Origin of the sequence: Streptomyces sp. NPDC001663 (assembly GCF_042893105.1) — a bacterium.
Lineage (GTDB): Bacteria > Actinomycetota > Actinomycetes > Streptomycetales > Streptomycetaceae > Streptomyces.
The window spans coordinates 458,011-480,173 of sequence record NZ_JBIAUR010000003.1; the positions used below are offsets into that span (position 1 = coordinate 458,011).

The 22,163-nt window shown below is 70.4% G+C and carries 16 protein-coding genes and 1 pseudogene; 8 read left to right on the top strand and 9 right to left on the bottom strand.

Annotation, left to right across the window (positions count from 1 at the left end; genetic code table 11):
* Window positions 1-58 precede the first annotated feature (58 nt).
* Genes ACFY1L_RS12590 through ACFY1L_RS12600 form a run of 3 tightly spaced genes read left to right on the top strand, consistent with a single transcriptional unit; the run spans window position 59 to window position 4,174 of the window.
* The gene (locus ACFY1L_RS12590) at window positions 59-1,687 is read left to right on the top strand and encodes a thiamine pyrophosphate-dependent enzyme (protein ID WP_388822279.1); all 1,629 of its coding nucleotides are present in this window, start codon (window positions 59-61) and stop codon (window positions 1,685-1,687) included.
* Window positions 1,688-1,712: 25 nt separating this feature from the next.
* Entirely contained in the window at window positions 1,713-2,654 is a 942-nt protein-coding gene (locus ACFY1L_RS12595) for a malate dehydrogenase (RefSeq protein WP_388822282.1), read from the top strand.
* Window positions 2,655-2,713: 59 nt separating this feature from the next.
* A complete protein-coding gene (locus ACFY1L_RS12600) occupies window positions 2,714-4,174 on the top strand; it encodes an aldehyde dehydrogenase family protein (protein ID WP_388822285.1) in 1,461 nt (486 codons plus the stop codon).
* A 1,333-nt stretch (window positions 4,175-5,507) separates the two neighbouring features.
* Here ACFY1L_RS12600 and ACFY1L_RS12605 read toward each other — a convergent pair.
* From ACFY1L_RS12605 to ACFY1L_RS12625, 5 genes are all read right to left on the bottom strand, one after another.
* The gene (locus ACFY1L_RS12605; RefSeq protein ID WP_388822288.1) at window positions 5,508-6,386 is read right to left on the bottom strand and encodes an alpha/beta hydrolase; all 879 of its coding nucleotides are present in this window, start codon (window positions 6,384-6,386) and stop codon (window positions 5,508-5,510) included.
* A gap of 126 nt (window positions 6,387-6,512) precedes the next feature.
* Window positions 6,513-7,226 carry an ABC transporter ATP-binding protein gene (locus ACFY1L_RS12610; protein WP_388822291.1) on the bottom strand — a complete coding sequence of 238 codons (714 nt, stop codon included), beginning with the start codon at window positions 7,224-7,226 and terminating at the stop codon, window positions 6,513-6,515.
* Window positions 7,223-8,038: an ABC transporter ATP-binding protein gene (locus tag ACFY1L_RS12615; RefSeq protein ID WP_388822293.1), complete on the bottom strand. Its 816-nt coding sequence runs from the start codon at window positions 8,036-8,038 to the stop codon at window positions 7,223-7,225. Before ACFY1L_RS12615 ends, ACFY1L_RS12610 begins: the two co-directional genes overlap by 4 nt.
* The gene (locus tag ACFY1L_RS12620) at window positions 8,035-10,068 is read right to left on the bottom strand and encodes a branched-chain amino acid ABC transporter permease (protein WP_388822296.1); all 2,034 of its coding nucleotides are present in this window, start codon (window positions 10,066-10,068) and stop codon (window positions 8,035-8,037) included. Before ACFY1L_RS12620 ends, ACFY1L_RS12615 begins: the two co-directional genes overlap by 4 nt.
* A gap of 103 nt (window positions 10,069-10,171) precedes the next feature.
* Window positions 10,172-11,485, bottom strand: coding sequence for an ABC transporter substrate-binding protein (locus tag ACFY1L_RS12625; RefSeq protein WP_388822299.1), 1,314 nt, complete (start codon window positions 11,483-11,485; stop codon window positions 10,172-10,174).
* 325 nt (window positions 11,486-11,810) lie between these two features.
* On the opposite strand from ACFY1L_RS12625, the gene ACFY1L_RS12630 reads away from it, so the two are divergent.
* Complete coding sequence (locus ACFY1L_RS12630; protein ID WP_388822302.1) at window positions 11,811-12,497, top strand: hypothetical protein; 687 nt, start codon at window positions 11,811-11,813, stop codon at window positions 12,495-12,497.
* Window positions 12,498-13,302: 805 nt separating this feature from the next.
* Here ACFY1L_RS12630 and ACFY1L_RS12635 read toward each other — a convergent pair.
* A complete protein-coding gene (locus ACFY1L_RS12635) occupies window positions 13,303-14,445 on the bottom strand; it encodes a DUF418 domain-containing protein (protein WP_388822305.1) in 1,143 nt (380 codons plus the stop codon).
* A 611-nt stretch (window positions 14,446-15,056) separates the two neighbouring features.
* On the opposite strand from ACFY1L_RS12635, the pseudogene ACFY1L_RS12640 reads away from it, so the two are divergent.
* Window positions 15,057-15,203: pseudogene (locus ACFY1L_RS12640) on the top strand (ABC transporter ATP-binding protein); the annotation flags it as partial.
* 196 nt (window positions 15,204-15,399) lie between these two features.
* Here the strand turns inward: ACFY1L_RS12640 and ACFY1L_RS12645 are convergent.
* Window positions 15,400-16,509 carry a sensor histidine kinase gene (locus ACFY1L_RS12645; protein WP_388822308.1) on the bottom strand — a complete coding sequence of 370 codons (1,110 nt, stop codon included), beginning with the start codon at window positions 16,507-16,509 and terminating at the stop codon, window positions 15,400-15,402.
* Complete coding sequence (locus ACFY1L_RS12650; protein WP_351572159.1) at window positions 16,506-17,177, bottom strand: response regulator transcription factor; 672 nt, start codon at window positions 17,175-17,177, stop codon at window positions 16,506-16,508. Before ACFY1L_RS12650 ends, ACFY1L_RS12645 begins: the two co-directional genes overlap by 4 nt.
* A gap of 322 nt (window positions 17,178-17,499) precedes the next feature.
* Between ACFY1L_RS12650 and ACFY1L_RS12655 the strand changes: the two genes are divergently transcribed.
* Window positions 17,500-18,495, top strand: coding sequence for a DUF418 domain-containing protein (locus ACFY1L_RS12655; RefSeq protein ID WP_388822311.1), 996 nt, complete (start codon window positions 17,500-17,502; stop codon window positions 18,493-18,495).
* 21 nt (window positions 18,496-18,516) lie between these two features.
* On the opposite strand, the gene ACFY1L_RS12660 is transcribed toward ACFY1L_RS12655, so the two are convergent.
* Window positions 18,517-19,425 (bottom strand): LysR family transcriptional regulator, encoded by a 909-nt coding sequence (locus ACFY1L_RS12660; protein ID WP_388822914.1) that lies wholly within the window; start codon window positions 19,423-19,425, stop codon window positions 18,517-18,519.
* A gap of 132 nt (window positions 19,426-19,557) precedes the next feature.
* On the opposite strand from ACFY1L_RS12660, the gene ACFY1L_RS12665 reads away from it, so the two are divergent.
* Window positions 19,558-20,676 carry a PrpF domain-containing protein gene (locus ACFY1L_RS12665; protein WP_388822313.1) on the top strand — a complete coding sequence of 373 codons (1,119 nt, stop codon included), beginning with the start codon at window positions 19,558-19,560 and terminating at the stop codon, window positions 20,674-20,676.
* Window positions 20,673-22,115: a C4-dicarboxylate transporter DctA gene (gene dctA, locus ACFY1L_RS12670; RefSeq protein WP_388822316.1), complete on the top strand. Its 1,443-nt coding sequence runs from the start codon at window positions 20,673-20,675 to the stop codon at window positions 22,113-22,115. The genes ACFY1L_RS12665 and dctA overlap by 4 nt, the downstream gene beginning before the upstream one ends.
* The last annotated feature ends 48 nt before the right edge of the window (window positions 22,116-22,163 follow it).

Consider the following 22,163-nt stretch of genomic DNA (forward strand, 5'->3'; position numbering starts at 1 on the left):
CGTGGTCCCCCGGGGTTGGGCGGCTTAGCGTCCAGTCCTGCCAGAAAGGGGACCCGCGATGACCACGGCCGCCCACCCCAGGACCGTCAAGGAACAGACCTTCGACGTCCTGCGCCAGTACGACCTCACCACCCTCTTCAGCAATCCGGGCTCCACCGAGGTCGGTTTCCTCGCCGATCTGCCCGCCGACATCTCCTTCGTGCTCGGCCTGCACGAGGGCTCGGTCGTCGGGATGGCTTCCGGCAGCGCGCTGGCCACCGGTCGCCCCGCGCTCGTACTGCTGCACACCACCGCCGGCTACGGCAATGCGGTCAGCGCCCTGGCCACCGCCCGTGCGAACCGCGCGCCCCTGGTGGTGATCGTGGGCCAGCAGGACCGCCGGCACCTCGCCCACGAACCGTTCCTGGCCGGGCGGTTGGACGGCCTCGCGGGAGAGTACCCCGTGTGGCAGCACACGCCGGCCCGTCCGCAGGACGTCCCCGGCGCTGTCGCCCGCGCCTGGCACGAGGCCCAGGAAGGCCGTGGTCCGGCGGTCGTCGTCGTCCCGATGGACGACTGGTTCGCCGAGGCCGACGACGACGTCGCCCAGGCCGCGCCGCGCGGACCGCTCGCGGTACGAGGCGGTCGTACGGCCTCCGACGACGCCCTGTCCGCCCTTGCCACGCTGCTGACGGCCGCCGACTCGCCCTGTCTGGTGGCGGGCGCGGGCAACGACACGGCGGACGGCTGGGAGGCCCTCGTCGCGCTGGCCGAGCGCCTGGACTGCCCGGTCTACCAGGAGCCGTTCGGCGCCCGCGCCGGCTTCCCCCAGGACCACCGTCTCTTCGCCGGTCACCTGCCTGCGGTGCGCCCCGCACTGCGCGAGGTGCTCGCACCGTACGACACGGTCCTCACCGTCGGAGCCGCCGCGTTCCGCCAATACACCTACGCCCCCGGCGACTTCACCGAGCCGGGCACCCGGGTCGCCGTCATCACGGACGACCCGGAGGAGGCCCACCGCAGCCCGGGGGAGCTGGTGCTGCTCGCCGAACCGGCCGACGCCGTACGCCGGTTGGCCCCACTGGTGCCCGCCGTCCCGCGTTCCTCGGCGCCGAACCGGCCGACGGCACCCCAGCCGCCCGCCCCCGGGGAGCCCCTGCGGCCAGCCCACGTGCTGGCCGCCCTCGCCGAGCGGCTCGACCCGAATGCGGTGGTGGTGGAGGAAACCCCCTCCAGCCGCCCGGACCTGCACCGGCTGCTGCCCGCCCGCGCGCCCCTCGGCTTCCTCAGCGCGGCCATGGGCGGACTGGGCTTCGCCATGCCGGCCGCGATCGGCGTCCGCCACGGCGCCCCGGACCGGCCCGTCGTGGCCGTGCTCGGCGACGGCTCCTCCCTCTACTCGGTCCAGGCCCTGTGGAGCGCCGCCCACTACGACATCGGCGTCCTGTTCGTCGTCCTCGCCAACGGCCGCTACGCGATCATGGACCGCCTCTCCGAGCGCGAGGGCGCCACCGCCCCGGCCTGGCCCGCCTTCACCGAGCTGAGCGTGTCGACCCTGGCCAAGGGCCTGGGCTGCCCGGCCGAACGGGTCGAGGACCACACCGCGTTGCTGTCCGTCCTGGACAAGGTCCTGCCGACACTGGCGGACCGGCGTGAGCCGCTCGTGCTCGAGGTCGCCGTCGAGGCCGACGCCCACTACTCCTCCTGACCCGCTGAACGGAAGGCACAGACCCGTGAAGGTCGTCATCATCGGAGGCGCCGGCGGCATCGGCTCCTCCGCCGCGTTCAACCTGCTCTCCGCACAGGGGACGTACGAGATCGTGCTCGTCGACACCCGCCCGAACATGATCACCAGCCACACCATGGACCTGGAGAACGCCCTCGGCCTCGGCGCCACCGCCGACACCGTGCGGGGCGGCACCCCCGAGGACGTCCTCGACGCCGACGTGGTCGTGCTCAGCGCCGCCGTCCCGCTGCGGCTGAACTCCTCCCGTTCCGTCTTCCTCGCCGACAACGCGCGGGTCGTGAACGAGTGCCTGCGTCCCCTGCGGGAGGCGGGAGCGGACTTCGGCGGACTGGTGCTCATGCTCACCAATCCCGTGGACCCGCTGCTGACCTGGGTGCACCGGCAGGGCTGGCTGCCGCGCGAGCGGCTGATCGGCTACACCCTCAACGACAGCCTCCGGCTGCGCACCGGCATCGCGTTCGCGCTCGGCGTGCCGCCGAAGGACGTCGACGCCTGGATGCTCGGCGAGCACGGCGAGGGCCAGGTCCCGCTGTACAGCCGGGTCAGGGTCGGCGGGGGGCCCGTCGTGCTCACCGACGAGCAGCGCACGGCCGCCGAGGAGTACGTGGACACCTGGTACTCCAAGCACGTCGCCCTCGACTCGGGCCGCACCTCCACCTGGACCACCGGCCTGGGCACCGCCCGTCTCATCGAGTTGATCGCCACCGGCTCCGGGACCCTCGTCCCCGCCTCCGTCGTGCTGGACGGCGAGTACGGCGTGCACGGCACCAGCCTCACCGTGCCCGTCGAGCTCGGGCCCGAGGGCGTACGCCGCATCGCGGCCTGGGACCTGCCGGAGGAGGAAGCGGCCGGCATGGTCCGGGCCGCCGACCGTGTCGAGGCGGGCGCCGCCGATCTGACCGACCAGGCCGTGGCTCAACCGTCCTGACACAACTGATGACGTATCACCACGTATCAACGACGCTACGTAGCAAGGAGATCGACCTCATGGCCATCACCCGAGACCTTTACATCGCCGGAAGAGACGTGCCCGCCGCCTCCGGCCGGACCACCGAGGACATCAACCCCTTCACCGGGGAGGTGTACGCCACCGTCGCCGCCGCCGGTCCCGAGGACGTCGTACGTGCCGTGGACGCGGCCGACGCGGCGTTCGAGGAGTGGGCCGCGCTGGCCCCCTTCGCCCGTCGGGCGATCTTCCTCAAGGCAGCCGACCTGCTGGACGGGCGGGGCGGACAGGTCGCCGACCTGATGGCGCAGGAGGCGGGCGGCACACGGCCATGGGCATTCTTCAACGTGATGCTGGCGGCGAACATCCTGCGCGAGGCGGCGGCCGCGATCACCGCGCCGCGCGGTGAGGTGCTCAGCACGCAGGAGCAGGGCGCGCTGGGCCTGGCGGTACGCGAACCGCTGGGCGTGGTCGCGGCGTTCGCGCCCTGGAACGCGCCGGTCATCCTGGGCGTGCGCGCCGTGGCGGCGCCGCTGGCCGCGGGCAACACGGTCGTCGTCAAGGCGAGCGAGGACGCGCCGATCGCCTGCGGGCTGCTGGTCGCCGACGTGCTGCGGGAGGCCGGGCTGCCGGACGGCGTGCTCAACGTCATCACCAACGCCCGTGAGGACGCGGCCGAGATCGCCGAGACGCTGATCGCCGACGAGCGGGTGCGGGCGGTGAACTTCACCGGCTCCACCGCTGTCGGACGGATCGTCGGAGAGCTGGCGGCCCGTCACCTCAAGCCCGCGGTACTGGAGTTGGGCGGCAAGAACGCGGTGCTCGTCCTTGACGACGCGGACGTGGACTATGCCGTGGACGCCGTGACGTTCAGCGTGTTCATGAACGCCGGGCAGATCTGCATGTCCGGCGACCGGATCCTCGTCCACGAGTCCCTGGCGGAGGAGTTCACCCGGAAGTTCACCGCGAAGGCGGGTTCGCTGCCGGCCGGCGACCCCGGGGAGCCGTACACGGTCGTGGGCCCGCTGGTGAGCGCACAGGCCGCCCGGCGGGTGGCCGGCCTGGTCGCGGACGCCGTGGCCAAGGGCGCGAAGGTCCTGCTCGGCGGCGGTGAACCGGACGGCGCGGTCCACCCGGCGACCGTCCTCTCCTATGTCCCGAGGGACGCGGACCTGTACCACGCGGAGGCGTTCGGCCCGGTCTGCGTGATCGAGACCTTCACCGACGACGACACCGCGGTGGTCCTCGCCAACGACACCGACAACGGCCTGACCTGCGGCATCATCACAGAGAACGCCACCCACGGACTGACGGTGGCGCGCCGGATCCGTACGGGCATCGTGCACATCAACGACCAGTCGGTGGCCGACGAGCCGCAAGCCCCGTTCGGTGGAGCGAAGGCCTCCGGGTACGGGCGCTTCGGCGGCCGTTGGGGGGTCGAAGCGTTCTCCAACACCCGCTGGGTGACCATCGCCACGCAGCAAGCGCACTACCCCTTCTGAACCGACCTGTCGGACACTTCGCGACAGGCCTGGGAACACGCCGCCCCCGCGCCCTGGGAGTCATCGCCGATCCAGGGACAAGCCGGGGACTTGCACGAACGACCTGTCCGGCGGTGAATTCCTGCGTAGAGGGGTGCTGGAGCGTCGTGCTTGAGCCCGTGGCGGGCGGTTCACCTCCGCTCGCGCGGAGGTGAACCGACCATCGGGCACGGGCCGGTGCAGGCGTTCGCCTGCCCTCCGCGCGAGCGGAGGCAAACCGTATGGTGGCGGCCCTTTCGCCGGGCGGAATGCGTGCTCACCGTCGAGAGCGCCTTTCTAACGGCCCGGTATGCCCGCGAAGGACGGTCAGCCTGAAGGCTGGCTCTGCACCGGTAGACGTCCTGGCCGTTGACAGCCAACGACACCGGTCATAGAGGCTCCGCCCCGACGGCCGGGGTGGGTTGGACACAAGGATCGGAAAAGGCTGACAAGGGCCGAGAAGGAGTACGGCGCCAAACAGGCGCCGACCTGGGAAAACGGCCAGGATGAGCATTGATCGACAAGGGTCGCCAAGATCCTCAAAGGACTCGTAATCCGTCGGCCGTGGGTTCGAGTCCCACTCGCCCCACTGTGCAGCCTTATGACCTGCGGAAACGTCTCAGCGGGCGTGCGGATTCAGGGCTTTGGGCCAACGGATTGAATCCGCTGCTCGTGAGTTCAAGGGCGTTGTGATCGGCGTTGGTTGGAACCGCTCTGACCTGCATGGACGTATCAGCCCACTGTCGGCGCAAGCCGCCGCGGGTGGACGCTGCGAGAGGGTGGACGCCGAAGTTGGGACGCTGATGGGACGCAGGTCAGCGGAAGTGGCTGCCTGGGGACCTGCGCCTACGCTGCTCTGGCCTTGGGCGGCGGGGTCGGTGCGGTGTGGTGGCGGGCCACCGGGGTACTGGGCGACTTCTGGATCACCGGGCTGCCGCCGCCCGGCTGGGAGAGGGGTTCGTGAGTGAGCGGTTCTGGTGTCGCTGATGGTGCGGGCGCGGGCGGAATCTACTCGTACAGGCTTCCCGCCCAGCCCGCCTCGCCCGACCTGCTACCCCCATCCGCCGTCTTCAATGAGGCCCGGTCCGCTGCGGGCACGTGATGTCTGCGAAGCCCTCGACCGCGAACTGCTGCCCAGGAACATCGAAGGCACCCGCGCCAAGCGGAGATGCTCCGTCAAGCTCGGCACCCTCACCGAGATCGACACCGGCAGCTTCGCCAGGAAAGCAGTAACCGACCAAGGCCCGCGACCAGCCGGGGAAGGATCATGCCCCGCCGACGTCCGGCCCGCGACTATGAGCCCCTCTCCGCCAGCTCAGCGGGAATCTGTCTCCAGCGCCGAGCGGGCGAGGACGCGGTTCAGCCAGGTCAGCAGGTCGCTGACGATCTCCTGTTTGTTGGTCTCGTGGAACAGTTCGTGGCGGGCTTCGGGGTATCTGAGGTACGTCACGTCGTCGAGGCCGGCCTCGCCGTAGCGTTCGACAAGCAGGTCGCTGCGTGAGAGATCGGCGTTCAGCGGGTCGTGATCCCCGACCAGGACGCAGATGGGCAGATCCGCCGGGATGCCCTTGGGCTGGGCAAGTGACGTGGAGGCGATGGTGATGTCGGCCATGCCCTGGGCGTCGAGGCTGAAGCCGCACATCGGGTCGGCGAGGTAGGCGTCGACGGCCGGTTCGTCCCGGCTGAGCCAGTCGAACGGCGTGCGGCTGGGCTGGAACGCCTCGTTGAGCGCGAGCAACGGGTCTCCTCCCTCCGCGGCCTCCTGTGCCTGTGCCGCGAGCATCACGTCGACCGCGGTGGTACCGGCGAGGGCGAGTGCGTCGATCAGGTGGGCATGGTCCAGGACGTACTGCTGCGAGGCGAAGGAACCGAGGCTGTGCCCGAGCAGCACCAGGGGCAGGCCGGGGTGCTGCTCGCGGATGGTCTCCGACAGGGTGACCAGGTCACCGACGAGTCGGTTCCAGCCGTCGTCCCCGAGATGACCGGGCTCGGCGTGCCTGCTCAGCCCGTGTCCGCGGTGATCGTTGGCATAGACGGCGTAGCCCTGAGCGGTCAGCTCCGCCGCGAGGGGGGCGTAACGGCCGGCGTGCTCTCCCATGCCGTGGGCTATCTGCACGACGGCTCGCGGTGGGGTGTCCGGCTTCCATACGTGCACGTGGATCTGGACGCCCTCTTCGCTGTCGAAGGTGAACATCGGACTCCTTGTCTTGGATACGCGGGGGCAGCCCTGAGCGCCCGGCCGGGTCGGAGGGGTGGGCTGCCCGGGCGGTTCAGGCTCACGGGGGTTGTGGTGTACGGAGGTTGGGGTCGCCCGGCAGAGTCAGGCGTGCTGTTCGCCGAGGTAGCCGGCGACGATCCGGGACTGGTCGGCCCGGAGTTCCCGGGCCGTGGCGTGCGTGGTGATCTCGCCGTGGGAGAGGACGTAGCCGCGGTCGGCGATGTCGAGGGCGAGCCCGACGTGCTGTTCGACGAGCAGTACCCCGCAGCCGGTGTCGTCGGCGAAGCGCCTGACGATGGGCAGCAGCTCCTCGACGATGATGGGTGCCAGGCCGAGGCTGAGCTCGTCGAACAGGAGCAGCTTGGGGCCGCGGGCCAGGGCTCGTCCCATGGCGAGCATCTGCTGCTCGCCGCCGGAGAGCAGTCCTGCCTTGCGGTCCTGGAGGCGGGACAGGGCGGGGAAGTAACGCTCGGCGGCCGTCTGGTCGAGGCGCTCGCCCCGGTGACAGAGGCGCAGGTGTTCCGCCACCGTGAGGCCGGAGAAGATGCCGCGTCCTTCCGGGACGTGGGCGATGCCGAGGCGGGCGCGCGTCGCTGCCGGAATCCTGCCGATGTCCGTTCCGTTGAAGGTGATCGTGCCGGCGAGAGGACGCAGCAGCGCGGAGACGGCCTTGAGCGTGGTGGTCTTCCCCGCTCCGTTGGCCCCGAGGAGGGCGACGACTTCTCCCGCGCCCACTTCGAGGTCAATTCCGCGGATGACAGCGGCTCCGTCGTATCCGGCGGTGAGGCCGGCCACCTCGAGGACTGGGGTACTCATGATGTCTCCGGTGTGCTGGTGAGGGCCTTGGCGGAGCCATCGCCCGAAGTGCCGGACGCGGTGGCGGGCTGGGCGGCGGAAGCCCCGAGGTAGGCGGCGATGACGGCGGGGTCGGTTCGGATCTGTGCCGGTGTCCCGGAGGCGATCACCTTGCCGAACTCCAGGACGACGATGTGGTCGCAGATCCCCATTACGAGGCTCATGTCGTGGTCGATGAGGAGCAGCGCGGTGCCGGCGTCAGCGACCGCGCGCAGTCTGTGTCCGAGTTCGGCGCTCTCCGTCGTGTCCAGGCCGGCCGCGGGTTCGTCGAGACAGATGACGCGGGGCCGGGCCGCCAACGCCCGTGCCACACCGACGAGTTTGCGTCTGCCCTGAGACAGCTCGCTTGCCGAGGCGTCGGCCAGGTCCTCCAGCCCCAGGGCCGAGAGGGCCTCCGGGACAGCGGGGTTCGAGGGCGGACGGCGGCCGAAGGTCTCGCCGAGCGCGGTCCACCACGTCGAAGGGTCCGCCGTGACCTGGAGGTTCTCCGTGACCGTGAGGTCTTCGAAGAGTTCGCTGCTCTGGAAGGTGCGGGCGAGTCCTCGGCGGGCCCGTACATGGGGCGGCCGTCCGGTCAGGTCCTTGCCGTCCAGTTCCACCCTTCCCCGGGCGGTGACGAGGCCGGTGACCGCGTCCACGAAGGTGGTCTTGCCGGCCCCGTTGGGGCCGATGAGCCCCACGAGTTGGCCCTCGCCGACCTCCAGGGAGACATCGCTGAGCGCGTGGACGCCGCCGTAACTGACGCCCAACTGCTGGACAGAGAGCACGTTCACGATGCGACCTCCTTGGCGTCGGCAGCGGTACGGCCGAGGCGGATCTCCGGGGAGCCGACGGTGGATGCGCTGTCGCTCGGTGGTCCCGTCGTGGCCGCCGCGCGTTTCGCCCTCTTCGCCGTCCTCCGGCGGTGGGCGGCGCCCGCGATGCCGTCGGGGTTGGCGATCAGCGTCACGATCAGGGAGACGCCGCCGAAGAGCAGGGCCCAGGTCCCCTTGATCCCGAACCACTTGTCCAGTGCGTGGGGCAGCAGCGCCTCGGTGGACATCAGCCCCGCGATCACGGCTCCGGACACCATGGTGATGCCGCCGATGTAGGCGAATCCGATCAGGCCGAGGGCGGCCAGAGCGGTGAAGCGGGCGGCGCTGATCGAGCCGAAGTTGTAGCCGTAGAGGGTGCCGGCGGCGCTGGCGATGAAGGAACTGATCGCGAATGCGGCAATCTTCACGGCCCGCACGTCGACACCGGCTGCCGCGGCGGCGCGCTCGTTGGAGCGGACGGCGAGCATGCGCCGGCCGAGTCCGGTGCGCCTGAGATGGGCGACGTACAGTCCGAGGGCGACGGTGACGGCCAGGACGAGGAAGCCGAACATGGGGCTGGGTTCGTTGCCGTCCAGGCCGCGGAAGTCCGCCTTCGGTCCGAGGTCGGTCCCGAACAGGCGCGGCGGGGGTACGGACACTCCGGCCGTCCCGCCGAACCAGGTGTTGTTGAACAGCGCCTGCTCCATGGCCAGGGCCGCGGCCAGGGTGACGACGGCCAGGCTCACACCCCGCACCCGCAGGGCGGAGACGCCCGCGGCCACTCCGAGCAGGGTGGCCAGCACCATCGCGCCGAGGGCGGAGAACGGGAACGGGATCCCCCACCCGACCGAGAGGTGGGAGAGGACGAAGCCCGCGGTTCCGGAGATCGCGAGCTGCATCACGGAGATCTGTCCGACGTAGCCGGTGATGACGACGTACGACAGGACGATGACCATGCCGATCATCGAGTTCGTGAGTGCCTGGCGGAAGTCGAACGGGAGCACGATCAGTGCGGCGACGGCGACCGCGGTGGCCATCAGGGCGGGACGTAGCAGCCGCTCGGGCAGCGGCACCGCGGGCAGTCGCTGTTCGACGAGTTCACCGCGGCGCGGCAGACCGGCACCCCGCACATACAGGGCGACGACCATCAGGGCGAAGACGAGGAGCTGCTGGAGGCCGGGCATGGCGTTGCCGCTGTCGGTCGGGAACCAGCTCTGCGTGGACAGGTAGTACACGATCGACTGGAGCACTCCGATGAGGATGCCCGCGGTGCAGGCGATCCACAGCGAGGTGAACCCGGCGAAGAGGGCGGCGGCCAGGGCCGGGACCACCTGCAGGGGGAGCGTCATGGAGTCGACCTGGACGATGGGCGCGGCCAGGACACCGAGCAGTCCGGCGATCAGGGCGGCCAGGAGTGTGTTGGCCATCGAGACGCTGTTGGGTGACAGACCCGCCAGAAGTGCGGCCTGTTCGTTCTCCGCGGCCGCGCGAGTGGCCAGGCCGAAGCGGCTCCACCGGTACAGGGCCCCGAGAACCAGGGCGATCACGACGACCAGTCCGGCCAGGCCGAAGCGGTCGGAAGGTGTGGTGATGCCCAGCATGGTGACGGTGCCGGCCGGAAGAATGCTCGGTGCCTGCTGCGGCTGAACCCCGAAGACCAGGAGCACGGTGGCCTGCAGGGTGAGCAGGATGCCGAGGGAGGCCGCGAGTTTGGCCAGGGGCGAGACAGTTCTCAGCGGCTTGAAGACCGCCACCTCCGTGAGCACTCCGACGGCGAGCGCGACCGCGAGGGCCCCGACGAGAGCGGGCCCGACGGGCAGCGTGAACCCGAAGAAACCGGTGGTCAGGGCCCAGAAGGCATAGGCCGAGGCCATGGCGACGGCGCCGGTGGACAGGTTGATGATGCCCGAGCCCCGGTAGGTGACCACGACGCCGAGCGCGATGCCGGCGATCAGTGCCCCCTGGCCGAGGCCGAGCACGGCGAAGAGCAGGATCTGTTCCAATTTCATGACTCCTGTCATGAGTCCGCGAGTCCGTGAGTCCGCGCTGCCGAGGCTGCGTCCCGCGAGGGCGTGCGGCCTCAGCAGCGGCGGGGGCGGAGGCGGGCGGGGCTCACTGGGGTGGGCGGATCCAGTCGGTCAGGGGCTTGAACTGGCCCTTGCCCTCGTACTTGTAGAACCTCGCCTGGTCGTTGCAGACGGCGGGGGCGTCCGCGTACTTGCCGCACGTGACCTCGGCGGCGCCCATGATGACCGGCCCGGGGAACTTCTTGAGCTGCTCGGTCACGGACGCGGGGGTGATCTTGTCCGGGCCGATGGCGTTGAGCACCTTCGCGTACGTCAGGATCGTGCTCCAGCCCAGCGGCGCGAACACCTTGGACTGGTCGTCCTTGCCCAGCCCGGCCTCTGCCGAGGCCTTCAGGAACGCCTTGGAGTCGGCGGCCGAGGGGTCCATCGGCAGCGTCTGGGCGACGCCGTACGTCCAGGTGGGCAGGTCCCCTCCGAGACCCTGGGCGACATCGGGGGACATGCACAGCGGTGTGGAGACCACCGGCTTGGTGACATTGAGCTGCTTCAGTGCCTTGGCGATCCCGACGCATCCGCCACCGATGGAGATGGGCACCACGACATCCGCGGTGTTCGCCCCGGCCGCGGTGACCGGGCCGATCAGGTCGGTGGACTGCGCGTCGAATCCGACGGACTTCACCTTCAGGCCGGCGGCTTCCAGGCCCTTCACAGCAGCCCCGGAGGCGATCTTGTCGCCGGGAGTGTTCGTGTGGATCACCGCCGCGGTCTTCGCCTTCAGCACGTCACGGGCGTACGTGCCCCAGGTGCCGAAGATGTGCGGCAGGTCGCCGAACGTGCTGAAGGTGTTCTTCGCGGTGGGCATGGTCGGGCCCGTCGCCACTCCGACCAGCACGGGCTTCTTGCCCGCGATCACGGAGTTGAAGGAGGCGTCACCGAGGTAGAGATTGCCGACGCCGATGGCGGAGACCTCCTTGTCGCCCAGCAGTTGCTGGCCGCACTTCTGTCCCTCCTCCTCGGCGGACACCACCGTGCAGACGTTCAGCTTCAGCGGGTGCCCGCCGATGCCGCCCAGCCTGTCGTTGACGTACTTCACCGCGGCACGGGCACCGAGGGTGGCTTCGGGGTTGCCGCCGGGGCCGCCTTCGACGTTCACCCAGCCCAGGGTGACCGCGTCGAGGCCGGCGTCGGCCTTGCCCGCCTTTCCGCCGACGTAGCCGAGGTAGTCGGTCACGACGTCACTCGCCGAGCGGGAGTCCGAAGTCGCGGAGGAGCCACCCCCGGAGGCGCCGGACGACGAGGGTGCGTTGGTGCCCGATCCGCCGCATGCGGCGACGCCCAGCAGGGGCGCCATGGCGGCGGAGACGAGGCCGAGTCTGAGGGGGCGTGAGATTGCGGGCATGCGGGATCCTCCAGGATCGGAAAACGGCAGGGCGGTGCCCGGCACGGCATGCGGGGAGATCGCGGAAGGCAGCAGAGGGGCAGGAGGGCGCACCGGGATGACCGGTGCCTCGGTCCAGCCCGAGGAACTTCGAAAGACCAGGTGATCGGTGCTTTCGAGTTTCGTAACTTTCTTACGGATCGGGAATCTAGGTGTACGCTGGCGCCCTGTCAACGCCCCCGTTCACACCGAATTAACGATCATGCAATGGGAGGGGAAGGACATGACGGAGCACGCCGTGAGACGCAGGCTCCCTCGGCGCTCACCCGAAGAGACCCGGGCCCTCATGCTGGAAGCGGCAACCCAGCTCGTCTGCGCCGGCACCTCCGACACGAGCGAGGCTGCCGTCTCCGCAGCCCTTGCTCATATCCGCGTCAAGCGGGTCACCGAGGAAGCCACCCGCATCATGCGGGAGAGACTGGGCGACGACACCGCACCGGCGATCACGACCGGATCCATCTACCAGATCTGGCCCGCCCAGGCCGACTTCCAGGCAGATCTCCTCTTCCACCTCACCAGCCGACAGGCCGAACTGGTCCCGGGGCTGCCGGAGAGCATCCGCCGTTTCAAGGAGGCGGTCGACACCGGCAAGACCTGGCAGGAGGCTCTCAACGACGTCCTGACGGACAATCACGAGAACCACCGAGTGGACCCGATCTACCGCGTGCTGCTCGGCTTCTACGCCAGCGCCGCCAACCCACGCGTCCGCGACGCCCTGGGGCACTACGGCGAGTCGTTCACCGAGGTCGCCTGCGAGGCGTACCAGGCGCTGCTGGACGCCTACGGGCTGCGCATGCGCGCGCCCTACAAGATCGAACACCTCGCCACCACCATCGCCGCCCTGCTCGACGGCTTCCACATGCGCTGGATCGCCGGACATCCCAACCTGGAGGACCCGGAAGGACGGGACCGCTGGTCCCTCGCCACCCGGGCCGCGGTGATGGTGTTCGACCAGTTCACCGAACCGGCGTAGGTGGGTGCGCACGTCCATGCGTCGATGAGCGCGCCGAAGGCCGCCGGATCGCGGACGGAGCGCGTCACCAACAACTCAAAGCAAGATCTCCGCAGCCCCCGGAACTCAACACCGTTGCGTTCCGCCAGGCCGTGATCCTGGTCGTGCTCGGTTGAGCCGATCGGCACGCTGCGACCCAGGTCCATGCGCAGTCCGGTGGACAGGATCGCCTCTTGATGTCAGGGATGATGCTCCACCCCGATACCTGGGAAGGAGCATCATCGCGTCGGTAAGGGACTCCGCTCTGCGAGGGTTCTATCCCCTTGGCTGAACTGGGCGGACGCGGCTGCTGCTGTGGTATGCGTCCAACTCATTGGCTCCCAGGGGCCATTGAGGGGCCACAAGGACAGGAACGGACCGACAAGCACTGCACAGGGCTGACACTGATCAGCACGTCTGACCTGCAAGAACGGCGTGAATCGGCAATGATCGGCAAGGGCCGCCAAGATCCTCAAAGGACTCATCATCCGTCGGCCGTGGGTTCGAGTCCCACCCGCCCCACCATGCACACCTGTGACCTGCGGAAACGTCTCAGCGGGGGTGCGGATGCAAGACTTTGGGTCACGGGGTTGGATCCGCCGCTCGTGAGTTCAACTCCGGTACTGTCGGCGTTAGTTCGAGTCACTCTGACCTGCACGGATGTCTTGGTTCGGGGTGGGGCAGGGCTCCGCAGGTGGCGTGTGGGAGGACATGGCGCCGGATTCGGAACGCTGGCAGGACGCGAGGAATCGGAAGTGCTGTCCGGCGATCTTCGAGTGCGCCGCTTTCATCGGATGTACTTCGCCGGCTTGGTGGCGGCGTTGAGCAGGTACTCCAGGGGACCGCGGCGGAAGAAGCGGGACCAGACGGCGGCGAACACGATCGCCCCGAGGACGAACAGGAGCAGCGGTACCCAGGACTGCTGGGTGCTGGTCCCGCTGGGCACGGACAGCGCGGACTGTACGAGGAAGTGGCCGACGTAGGCGGTCAGGGACATGGTGCCCACGGCGATGACCGGTTTGGCCAGGCGGCGCAGTCGCGGCAGGCGTTCCATCGCCACCGTCGCGCCCACGATCACGAGGATCGCGACTCCGACGCTGCCGACGATGTCGAACGTGGTGCCGCTGTGCGGCCCGGCCGTCAGCAGCAACGAGGCCGGCTGATCGGACTCGAACGACCCGCCGTCGGGGAGCATCGATCCGGAGCTGCCGGACGACGGCCCGTCCTCCGCGAGGCTCCTCAACGCGCCCGGGCCGGCGAGCAGCAAGGACATGCCGTACGCGGTCACGGTGAGGGCGGCACCGAGCGCGGCCAGGCGCCGCTGGACAGTGCCGGAGGACAGGTCGAGGCGGCCCAGTGCCATACCGGCGATCACGAACGGCATCCACGTGATCGCCGGGTAGAAGCCCGTGAGCAGCAGATCGAGCACGCCCACCTCGCTGAGCCGGTGGAACGGGTCGTGGGCGTTGATGCTCTGTTGGATCGGCTGGGTCAGCAGCGAGTTGAGGGCGAAGGCCAGCTGGGGTGTGACGACGGCGAGGGCGGCCGCGGTGGTCGCGAGCGTCCTGGCCCGCAGTCGTACCAGGGGCAGGGCGAGGAGGAAGTAGACCCCGTAGAAGCCGAGGATGATCACTCCGCCGTATTCCATCGCCATCGCGGTGCCCAGCGCCAGCAGCATCAGGGCGCGGATCGCGATCCGGGCCTTCGCCTGACGGCCCGCCAGGCCGGTCTTCGGCTCCCCGCGGCCTGCGATCAGCATCAGCGAGAAACCGGCGAGGGTGGCGAACAGGACCGACGAGTGCCCCTCCGCCAGGTACCGGACCCAGCTGCCGACGCCGTCCGTGGCCGACAGCGGGGGACCGATGTGCACGACGTACATCCCGAACACCGCCAACGCACGGGCCAGGTCCACCCCGACGAGGCGTCCCATCGAGGGACCCGGCGAGGCCGGCACGGCGGACTCGGTGGAGGTTCGGGGCTGGGGAGGCGAGCTCTCCTGCGGCGCTGACATCTCCCGCGGCGGTTGTGTCTGTGTCATAGGGAGAATCTCGCGTGGACGTCAGGGGGCGGACCATCCGGCAGGCTTCGGTGACGGCCCCGCCGATCGGCGGGTACCGCCCTGCCGACCGGCGGAGTCCCGTCCCGACCGGTCCGGGGCGACCGGACGGCTGTCTTCTCCAGCCACTTGACGGGGGTGGCCCCGACGGTCGCCGGATGGGCGCGAGTCGGCCGGGTTTCCAGGCTGGAGGCATGACACACCGTGTGCGACACAAGGAGACCGACACTTCCCTCCGGTCATCGGCCGACGTGCCGGGCCGTGACGCCGTCCCTGGCAGGGGCGAGTTTCTGGAATTCCTCGGTCTGACGCTGGCGGCGGGCGCCTTCGTCCTGTGCGTCGTCTCGCCTGAGCTTCCCGAAGCGTTGGTGCACAGCCTCGCCACGAGCACAGCTGGACTCGTCCCCTGACGCGACAGATGCTCACGCGCTGGTGCGCCGGACCGCAGTGCGGTGCCCGGCAGACTTCGTGAAGAAAGGAATGTCGTGAACACCGCATCCGCCCCGACGACGGATGAGACGTCCCTGTCCGCCCGAGAGACGGTCAGGGCACTGTACGCCTATGTCCGGCCGCACCGGTGGGCCGTCGTCCTCGGCCTGCTGTGCGCTCTGGTCGGGGCGGCCGGGGGACTGCACCCCGCGCGGTGACCTGTTCGGCGGCGTGTACGGGCTCCTGGGTTGTCGAGGTCGGCCGTTGCCGCGCTGACGCAGTTCGGCGAGCCCGCGGGCACCGGCGTCCGCCGAGGCATGTGACTTGCACGGTCCACGGAACTCGAGGGGGTCTCGTGAGCCGACGCCGCCCGACGGGACGGCATGAGGTCGGGATCGGTCAGTCCGTACTGAGCGGGATCCGTAGCCGCACTCGGTAGCCGCCCTCCGCGGTCAGGCCCGCCTCCAGGGTGCCGTGCAGAATGTCGGCCCGTTCCCGCAGACCGGCCAAGCCCTGCTGCGAACCGGGCAGGGACAGGGAAGGGCGGGTCGGCGGTGAGTTGGTGACGGTCACTCCGACGTCGTCGCCTTCCTGCCACAGCTCGACGTGTGCCCTGGCGCCGGGGGCGTGCTTGCGGACGTTGGTCAACGCCTCCTGGACCGTACGGTAGAGGGCCCGTTGGGCGGGGGTGCCGACGGCGGACGGAAGCTCACCCGACAACTCCGCGTGAGTCCCGCTTGATTCCACCAATTTGTGCAGGTCGACCAGGGTGGGCTGAGGCGTCAGCTCCGTGGCGTGGCCGCCGGAGGCGCGCAGCAGCGTGACCATGGTGCGCAGTTCGTCGAGCGTGGTGACGCTCAGCGAACGGATCGTGCGGGCGGCCTCCTTGGCGTCCGCGTCCTTGGTGGCGACCTGCAGGGCTCCGGCCCGTACGGCGATCAGGCTGACCTGGTGGGAGACCACGTCGTGCATCTCGCGGGCCAGCTGGGTGCGTTCGCGGGCGAGCACGGCCTGCGCGTGCAGGGCCCGCTCGTGCTCCCTGGCCTCCTCGATCTCGGCCAGCCGCCGCGCCAGGTCCCGTTGCGCCTGGAAAAGCTGGCCGAAGAGGACCGGGGCCGCGGCGGTCGCCAGGCCGTACACGAAGAAGACCAGTGTCATGGTCCGGTCGACCTCGGCCAGGGGCCACGGAGTACTGCTCGCGACGGCGGACAGGGCGACGCACCCCGCGAGGAGAAGGCGGTTGCGGGAGCGTTCGGCCAGGGTGAACAGCGCCACGAGCACGACGACGGCGACATCCTGCATCAGCGCGATGGGCAGGGTGAGCAGGAAGACCCCGAGCGGGAACCTGCGCCGGAAGAACAACGCGGCGCAGCCGACCGCGGCCAGCGCGACGCCGAGGCGCGTGTGGTCCCACATGTTCAGCCATACGTCCACGGCCGCCACCGCCACCAGGACGATGTCGACGACCGGCGCGGGCACACGCTGCCACAAGGCGCGTGCACGGCTCATCGTCCGGCCTCCGACTGCGGGCGCTCGTCGAGCAGCCCGGCCCGCTGCGCCAGTAGTGCGGCCTGCACCCGGCTGGTCACCCGCAGCTTGGTGAGGATCGCGCTGACGTGGTCCTTGACCGTGCCGGCACCCAGGTGGATGCGGAGCCCGATGTCGGCGTTCGACAGGCCCTCCGCCACCAGGACGAGGACGTCACGCTCGCGGGCGGTCAGCAGCCGGACGCGGGCCGCCTCCCCGTCGACTGCCGCCCCGCTGCCGGGGTGGCTGCGCAGCAGCGTCCGCGAGGCCTTGGGGGACAGCACCACACCGCCCGCGGCCAGGGTGCGCACCAGGTGGGCGAGCTGCTCCGGCTCGGTGTCCTTGAGCAGGAAACCGGCCGCGCCGCAGTGCAGCGCGGTCAGGATGTACTCGTCGGCGTCGAACGTCGTCAGCATCGCCACCACCGGCGGATCCGCCATCGCGCGCAGCTCGCGCAGGACGGTCAGCCCGTCGACGTCCGGCATCCGGATGTCGAGCAGCACCACGTCCGGCCGATCCCGGCGGACGGTCTCCACGGCCTCGCCCCCGCTCGCCGTCGCGACGACCTCGATGTCCTCGGACGCGCCGAGAATGAGTTCGAAGCCCGAGCGGACCAGTGCCTCGTCGTCCACCACCACTACCCGGATCACGTGCGCTCCGCCTCACCTTCATCCATGCCGTCCAACCCATGCCGCCTCGACCCTAAAGCCCGACAGAGCTCCCGCGGTCCGACGAGCGGCAGCTCCAGCCACACGGCGGGGTAGCAGCCACCGGTCGGCAGGGACACCGCAGCCTTGTGCTGGGTACTCCATGACCGGCCCGGTCTCCAGCTTGAGCGGCATGGCACATCACGCGGACTCCCCGTCCCTGCACGCGAGCGCGGTGGGCCCTCGACGGACGCGCCAGGCATGGGCCGACTGATCGGGTTGGACCTGGCCCGCGGCCTGGCCGTCTTCGGCATGTACGCGGTCCATGTGGGCCGCCCTGTTCGCCGTCCTGGCCGGCGTCGCCGTCGCCCTCATCACCGGGCGCCGCACGCCGAAGACCGGCCTGGCCGGCCGCCAGGCCGTCGCCAAGGTCGTCATCAGGGCCGGGATCCTGCTGGCCCTCGGCACCGTCCTGACCATGACCGGCACCCCGGTCGTCCCGATCCTCGCCTTCTACGGACTGTTCTTCCTGCTCGTGCTGCCGCTGTACCGGCTGGGCGCGGGGCCGATGGTGCTCACTGCCGCAGGTTGGGCCCTGGTCGGCCCGCAACTGCTGTACGTGCTGAAGCCGGTGGTCGGCGACCGCGCGTTCCCCACCGCCGGCCAGGCCGACGGCATCATCTCGATGCTCTTCACCGGCGGCTATCCGGTCCTGACCTGGGTCCCGTTCGTCATCGCCGGTATGGCCGTCGCCCGCCTCGACCTGGCCGCCACCGCCGTCCGGACACACCTCGCCCTCACCGGCGCCGCCCTTGCCATGACCGGGTACGGCGGCTCCTGGCTGGCGCTGCGTCTCGTGCCCGGTGCCGCCGAAGCCGTACGGGACGCCGCAGGGGGACCGGGCATGTCGTCCATGCCGTCCGCATCGCCCGGCAGCGCCGGCATCTTCGGCGACACCCCCGCCGGGATGCTGGTCGCCTCCCCGCACAGCGAAGCGACCCTGTCCATCGTGGGCAACACCGGCGTGGCGATCCTGGTGATCACCGCGTGCCTGGCTGCCATGGACGCCTTCCCCCGGCTGCGCCGCTCGGCCAAGCCCGTCATCGCGGTCGGCTCGATGTCACTGACGGCGTACGTCTACCACATCGCCGCCATCCCGCTCCTGGACACCGAGGAAACGGCCGGCCAGCCCCTGTACGTCCTGCTCGGCTTCATCGCGTCCGTCACCGTCCTTGCCACCCTCTGGTCCCGCTTCTTCCAACGGGGGCCGCTCGAATGGCTGATGGGCAGGGCGACCGGGATCGCCCGGCGCATTCGATGAGAGCGAAGTGAACGCGGCGCTTCAGCGCCCCCCGGCGACCGCCGCGCTGTCGCGCAGGAAGCCCGCGAAGGCCTCGGCCGCCGGGGTCAGGGCGTGGTCGCTCATGCGGACCAGGAGGATGCGGCGCACCGGGGCGGGGGGCAGGAGCGGCAGGACGCTGACGCCTCCTCGGATGCCCTCCAGGGCCAGGGTGGGGGCGAGGGCGACGCCGATGCCGGCGGCGACCATGGCCTGGGCCTCCTGGTAGTCGTGGGCCTCATAGGCGATCTGCGGTTCGAAACCGGCCGTGCGGCAGCTGCGGGCGAGGGCCTCGGCCACCGGATGGTGGTCGGCACGGGTGATCCAGGCGTCGTCGGTGAAGTCGGCGAGGGCGGCCGAAGCGCGGCCGGCGAGGGGGTGGTCCTTGCCGACGAGGAGGGCCGGCGGGTCGTCGACGAGCGGGGTGACGACGATGTCCGCGCGGTCGATGCGGTTCCAGTCGTAATCCCACATCAGGGACATCTCGACCTCGCGGTTCTCCAGCATCGCCCACAGTCCCGCGATACGGGCGCTGCGCACCGTCAGCCGTACGTCGGGGTGCGTCTCGCGGAAGGCGATCACGGCTCGCGGGAGGAGGGAGGCGCCGACGGTGGGGAAGGTTCCGACCCGGAGCGTGCCCGCTCGCAGTCCCGCGAAGTCGGCGAGTTCGTTCTCGGCGGCCGTCAGCTCGCGCTCGATCCGCTCTCCCCGTTCGGCCAGCGCGCGCCCCGCGTCGGTGAGGGTGACGCCCCGCGCGTGACGCTCCAGGAGCGGCTGCCCGGCCTCTGCCTCCAGACGGCTGACCTGCTGCGACACCGCTGACGGCGTGTAGTTGAGGGCTCGTGCGGTCGCCGTGACCGAGCCCCGACGGGCGACCTCGGTGAAGAGCAGGATGCGCCGGACGTCGAGCATCTCGCCACCTCCAGCGTTCACTTCAACTTAATACCCGTGCAGATTTCCGAGATTGTACTTCACGCTGCCCGCGCCCACTGTGGATCGCACCACGCACGGAAGTGCCGTCGGGTTTTCCACGAGGAGTCTGTTGTGTTGCGTCTGCAGGGCGAGATGATCCGCGGAGGTACCAGCAAGTGCTGGATCTTCGACCACCACGACGTGGTGGCGACCGGCGTGGACGCCGACACCCTGCTGCTCGCCGCCTACAACGCCGCCGACCCCCGCCAGATCGACGGCGTCGGCGGTGCCTCCTCCACCACCTCCAAGGCGGCGATCGTCCGGACCTCGACGCAGCCGGACGTCGACGTCGAGTACGCCTTCGCGCAGGTCGGCATCGGCGACGAGCAGGTGGAGTGGACCAGCAACTGCGGTAACTGCGCCACCGCCGTCGCCCTGTACGCCGTCCACAACGGCCTGGTGCCGGTCGCGTCGGACTCGACCACGGTGCGGATGCTCAACGTCAACACCGGAGCCCGGCTCAGCGGCACCATCCCCACCCCGGGGCGGGCCGCCCCCGACGCGGGGACGGCCCGGGTGCCGGGCACCGCCGCGCTCGGCGTGCCGGTGCTCCTCGGCTTCGAGGACCCCGCGGGTACCTCGACCGGCCGGGTCCTGCCGACCGGCCACGCCTTGGACACGCTGACCGGGCCCACCGGCGCCGTCGAGGCGTCGCTGGTCGACGCCGGCGCCCCGGCGGCCCTGTTCGAGGCCAAGGCGTTCGGACTGGACGGCACCGAGTCCCTCGCCGACTTCGCCACGGCGCTGCCCGCCCTCACCGTGCTGCGCCGGCAGGCCGCCCTGGCCATGGGGCTGGTCAAGCAGACCGACCCCGTCAGCCACGCCGTCCCGAAGGTCGGAGTGGTCGCCCGCCCTGTCGCCTACCGCACCACCGATGGCACCCTCGTCCCACAGGACGAGTACGACCTGGCCGTCCGCATGGTCTCCATGCACGCACCCCACCCGGCGATCGGTCTCACCTCGGCCGTCGCCCTGGCCACCGCGGTCGCCATACCCGGCACCCTCGCCCACCGCGTCGCCCGGCAGACCGCCGACGGGACGCTGCGCCTGGGCACCCCGGCCGGTGTCATCACCGCCCGAGCCGTCCCCGCAGCGGAGGGAGCGTCCCCCACGGTGCTGCTGCACCGCGCCGCCCGCCGCATCGCCCGAGCCGAACTCCTCGTTCCCGTCCTGGAAGGACGCCCCGCATGAGCCGCAACGACGCTGCCCCGGGTACCGTCAACGCTCCCCCGAGCCGCATCCGCAGGATGCTGTCCCTGCTCTACGTCCAGTGCCTGATCGGCGTCCTGGCCGGGGCCGCCGTCGGCTGGCTGTGGCCGTCGTTCGGAGCTGAGCTCAAGCCCCTGGGCGACGGGTTCATCGCGCTGGTCCGCATGATGATCGCGCCCGTCGTCTTCTGTACCGTCGTCCACGGCATCGCCTCCATGGGCAACGCGCGCGCCGTCGGCCGGGTCAGTCTCAAGGCGCTGATCTACTTCGAGGTCCTGACGACCGTCGCCATGGTGATCGGGCTGGTCGTGGTGAACGTCGTCCAGCCCGGCAGCGGGCTGCACGTCGACCCCTCGACCCTGTCGACCAAGGGGCTGCCGCCGGAGGCGACCGCGAGCCACGAGAGCCTCTCCGCCTTCCTGCTCGCCATGATCCCGGACACCCTGCTCAGCGCGCTGACCGGTCACGAGATCCTGCCCGTGCTGCTGATCTCGGTGCTGTTCGGCTTCGGCCTGAACGCCGCCGGCGAGGCGGGTGCGGGGATCACGCGGGGCGTCGAGAAGCTCTCCAGGGTCCTGTTCACGCTCATCCGCTGGATCATGCGGCTGGCCCCGGTCGGCGCCTTCGGCTCCATGGCCTTCACCATCGGCAACTACGGCCTGGACACCCTGCGCCACCTCTTCCTGCTGGTCGGCTCCTTCTGGCTCACCGCCCTGTTCTTCGTCCTGGTCGTGCTCGGCACCGTCATGCGCGTCAACGGCCTGCGCCTGCTGCCCTTCCTCCGCTACATCAAGGAGGAGCTGCTGATCGTCCTGGGCACCTCGTCCTCCGAGCCGGTGCTGCCGCGGATGATGGCCAAGCTCCAGCACGCGGGCGCCTCGAAGCCGGTCGTCGGGATCACACTGCCCGCCGGGTACTCCTTCAACCTCGACGGCACCGCCATCTACCTGACCATGGGCTCGGTCTTCCTCGCCCAGGCCCTCGGCATCGACCTCAGCCTCACCCAGCAGCTGTCCATGCTCGCCGTCATGCTGCTCACCTCCAAAGGCGCGGCCGGTGTCACCGGCTCCGGCTTCATCGCCCTGGCAGCCACCCTCAGCGCCGTTCCTCACGTGCCCGTCGCCGCCCTCGCGCTGATCTTCGGCATCGACCGCTTCATGTCCGAGGCCCGCGCCCTGACCAGCGTGGTCGGAAACGGCGTCGCAACGCTCGCCGTGGCCAAGTGGGAGGGACAGCTGGACGAGGAGCGCGCCAGGGCCGTTCTCCGCGGCGACCTCCCGTTCACCGCCGGGCCCGAGGGTGACCACACCCCCGAGCCGCAGGCAGAACCGACGCCCGACGCGAAACCCGAGCCGGTCGAGGAGGCCGACCCCAAGGCGGCGGCCGGGGCGGACCGCGAGCCGGTGCCCGCCGTCGGCTGACACACCTCTCACCGCCGGTCCGGAGCGCGGGCTCCGGACCGGCCCCTT

Coding starts and splice junctions, on each gene's coding strand:
- ACFY1L_RS12590 (WP_388822279.1), top strand. CDS start 59: ATGACCACGGCCGCCCACCCCAGGACCGTCAAGGAACAGACCTTCGAC.
- ACFY1L_RS12660 (WP_388822914.1), bottom strand. CDS start 19,425: ATGCTCGACGTCCGGCGCATCCTGCTCTTCACCGAGGTCGCCCGTCGG.
- ACFY1L_RS12655 (WP_388822311.1), top strand. CDS start 17,500: ATGTGGGCCGCCCTGTTCGCCGTCCTGGCCGGCGTCGCCGTCGCCCTC.
- ACFY1L_RS12645 (WP_388822308.1), bottom strand. CDS start 16,509: ATGAGCCGTGCACGCGCCTTGTGGCAGCGTGTGCCCGCGCCGGTCGTC.
- ACFY1L_RS12610 (WP_388822291.1), bottom strand. CDS start 7,226: ATGAGTACCCCAGTCCTCGAGGTGGCCGGCCTCACCGCCGGATACGAC.
- ACFY1L_RS12620 (WP_388822296.1), bottom strand. CDS start 10,068: ATGAAATTGGAACAGATCCTGCTCTTCGCCGTGCTCGGCCTCGGCCAG.
- ACFY1L_RS12605 (WP_388822288.1), bottom strand. CDS start 6,386: ATGTTCACCTTCGACAGCGAAGAGGGCGTCCAGATCCACGTGCACGTA.
- ACFY1L_RS12630 (WP_388822302.1), top strand. CDS start 11,811: ATGCTGGAAGCGGCAACCCAGCTCGTCTGCGCCGGCACCTCCGACACG.
- ACFY1L_RS12635 (WP_388822305.1), bottom strand. CDS start 14,445: ATGGGACGCCTCGTCGGGGTGGACCTGGCCCGTGCGTTGGCGGTGTTC.
- ACFY1L_RS12600 (WP_388822285.1), top strand. CDS start 2,714: ATGGCCATCACCCGAGACCTTTACATCGCCGGAAGAGACGTGCCCGCC.
- ACFY1L_RS12625 (WP_388822299.1), bottom strand. CDS start 11,485: ATGCCCGCAATCTCACGCCCCCTCAGACTCGGCCTCGTCTCCGCCGCC.
- dctA (WP_388822316.1), top strand. CDS start 20,673: ATGAGCCGCAACGACGCTGCCCCGGGTACCGTCAACGCTCCCCCGAGC.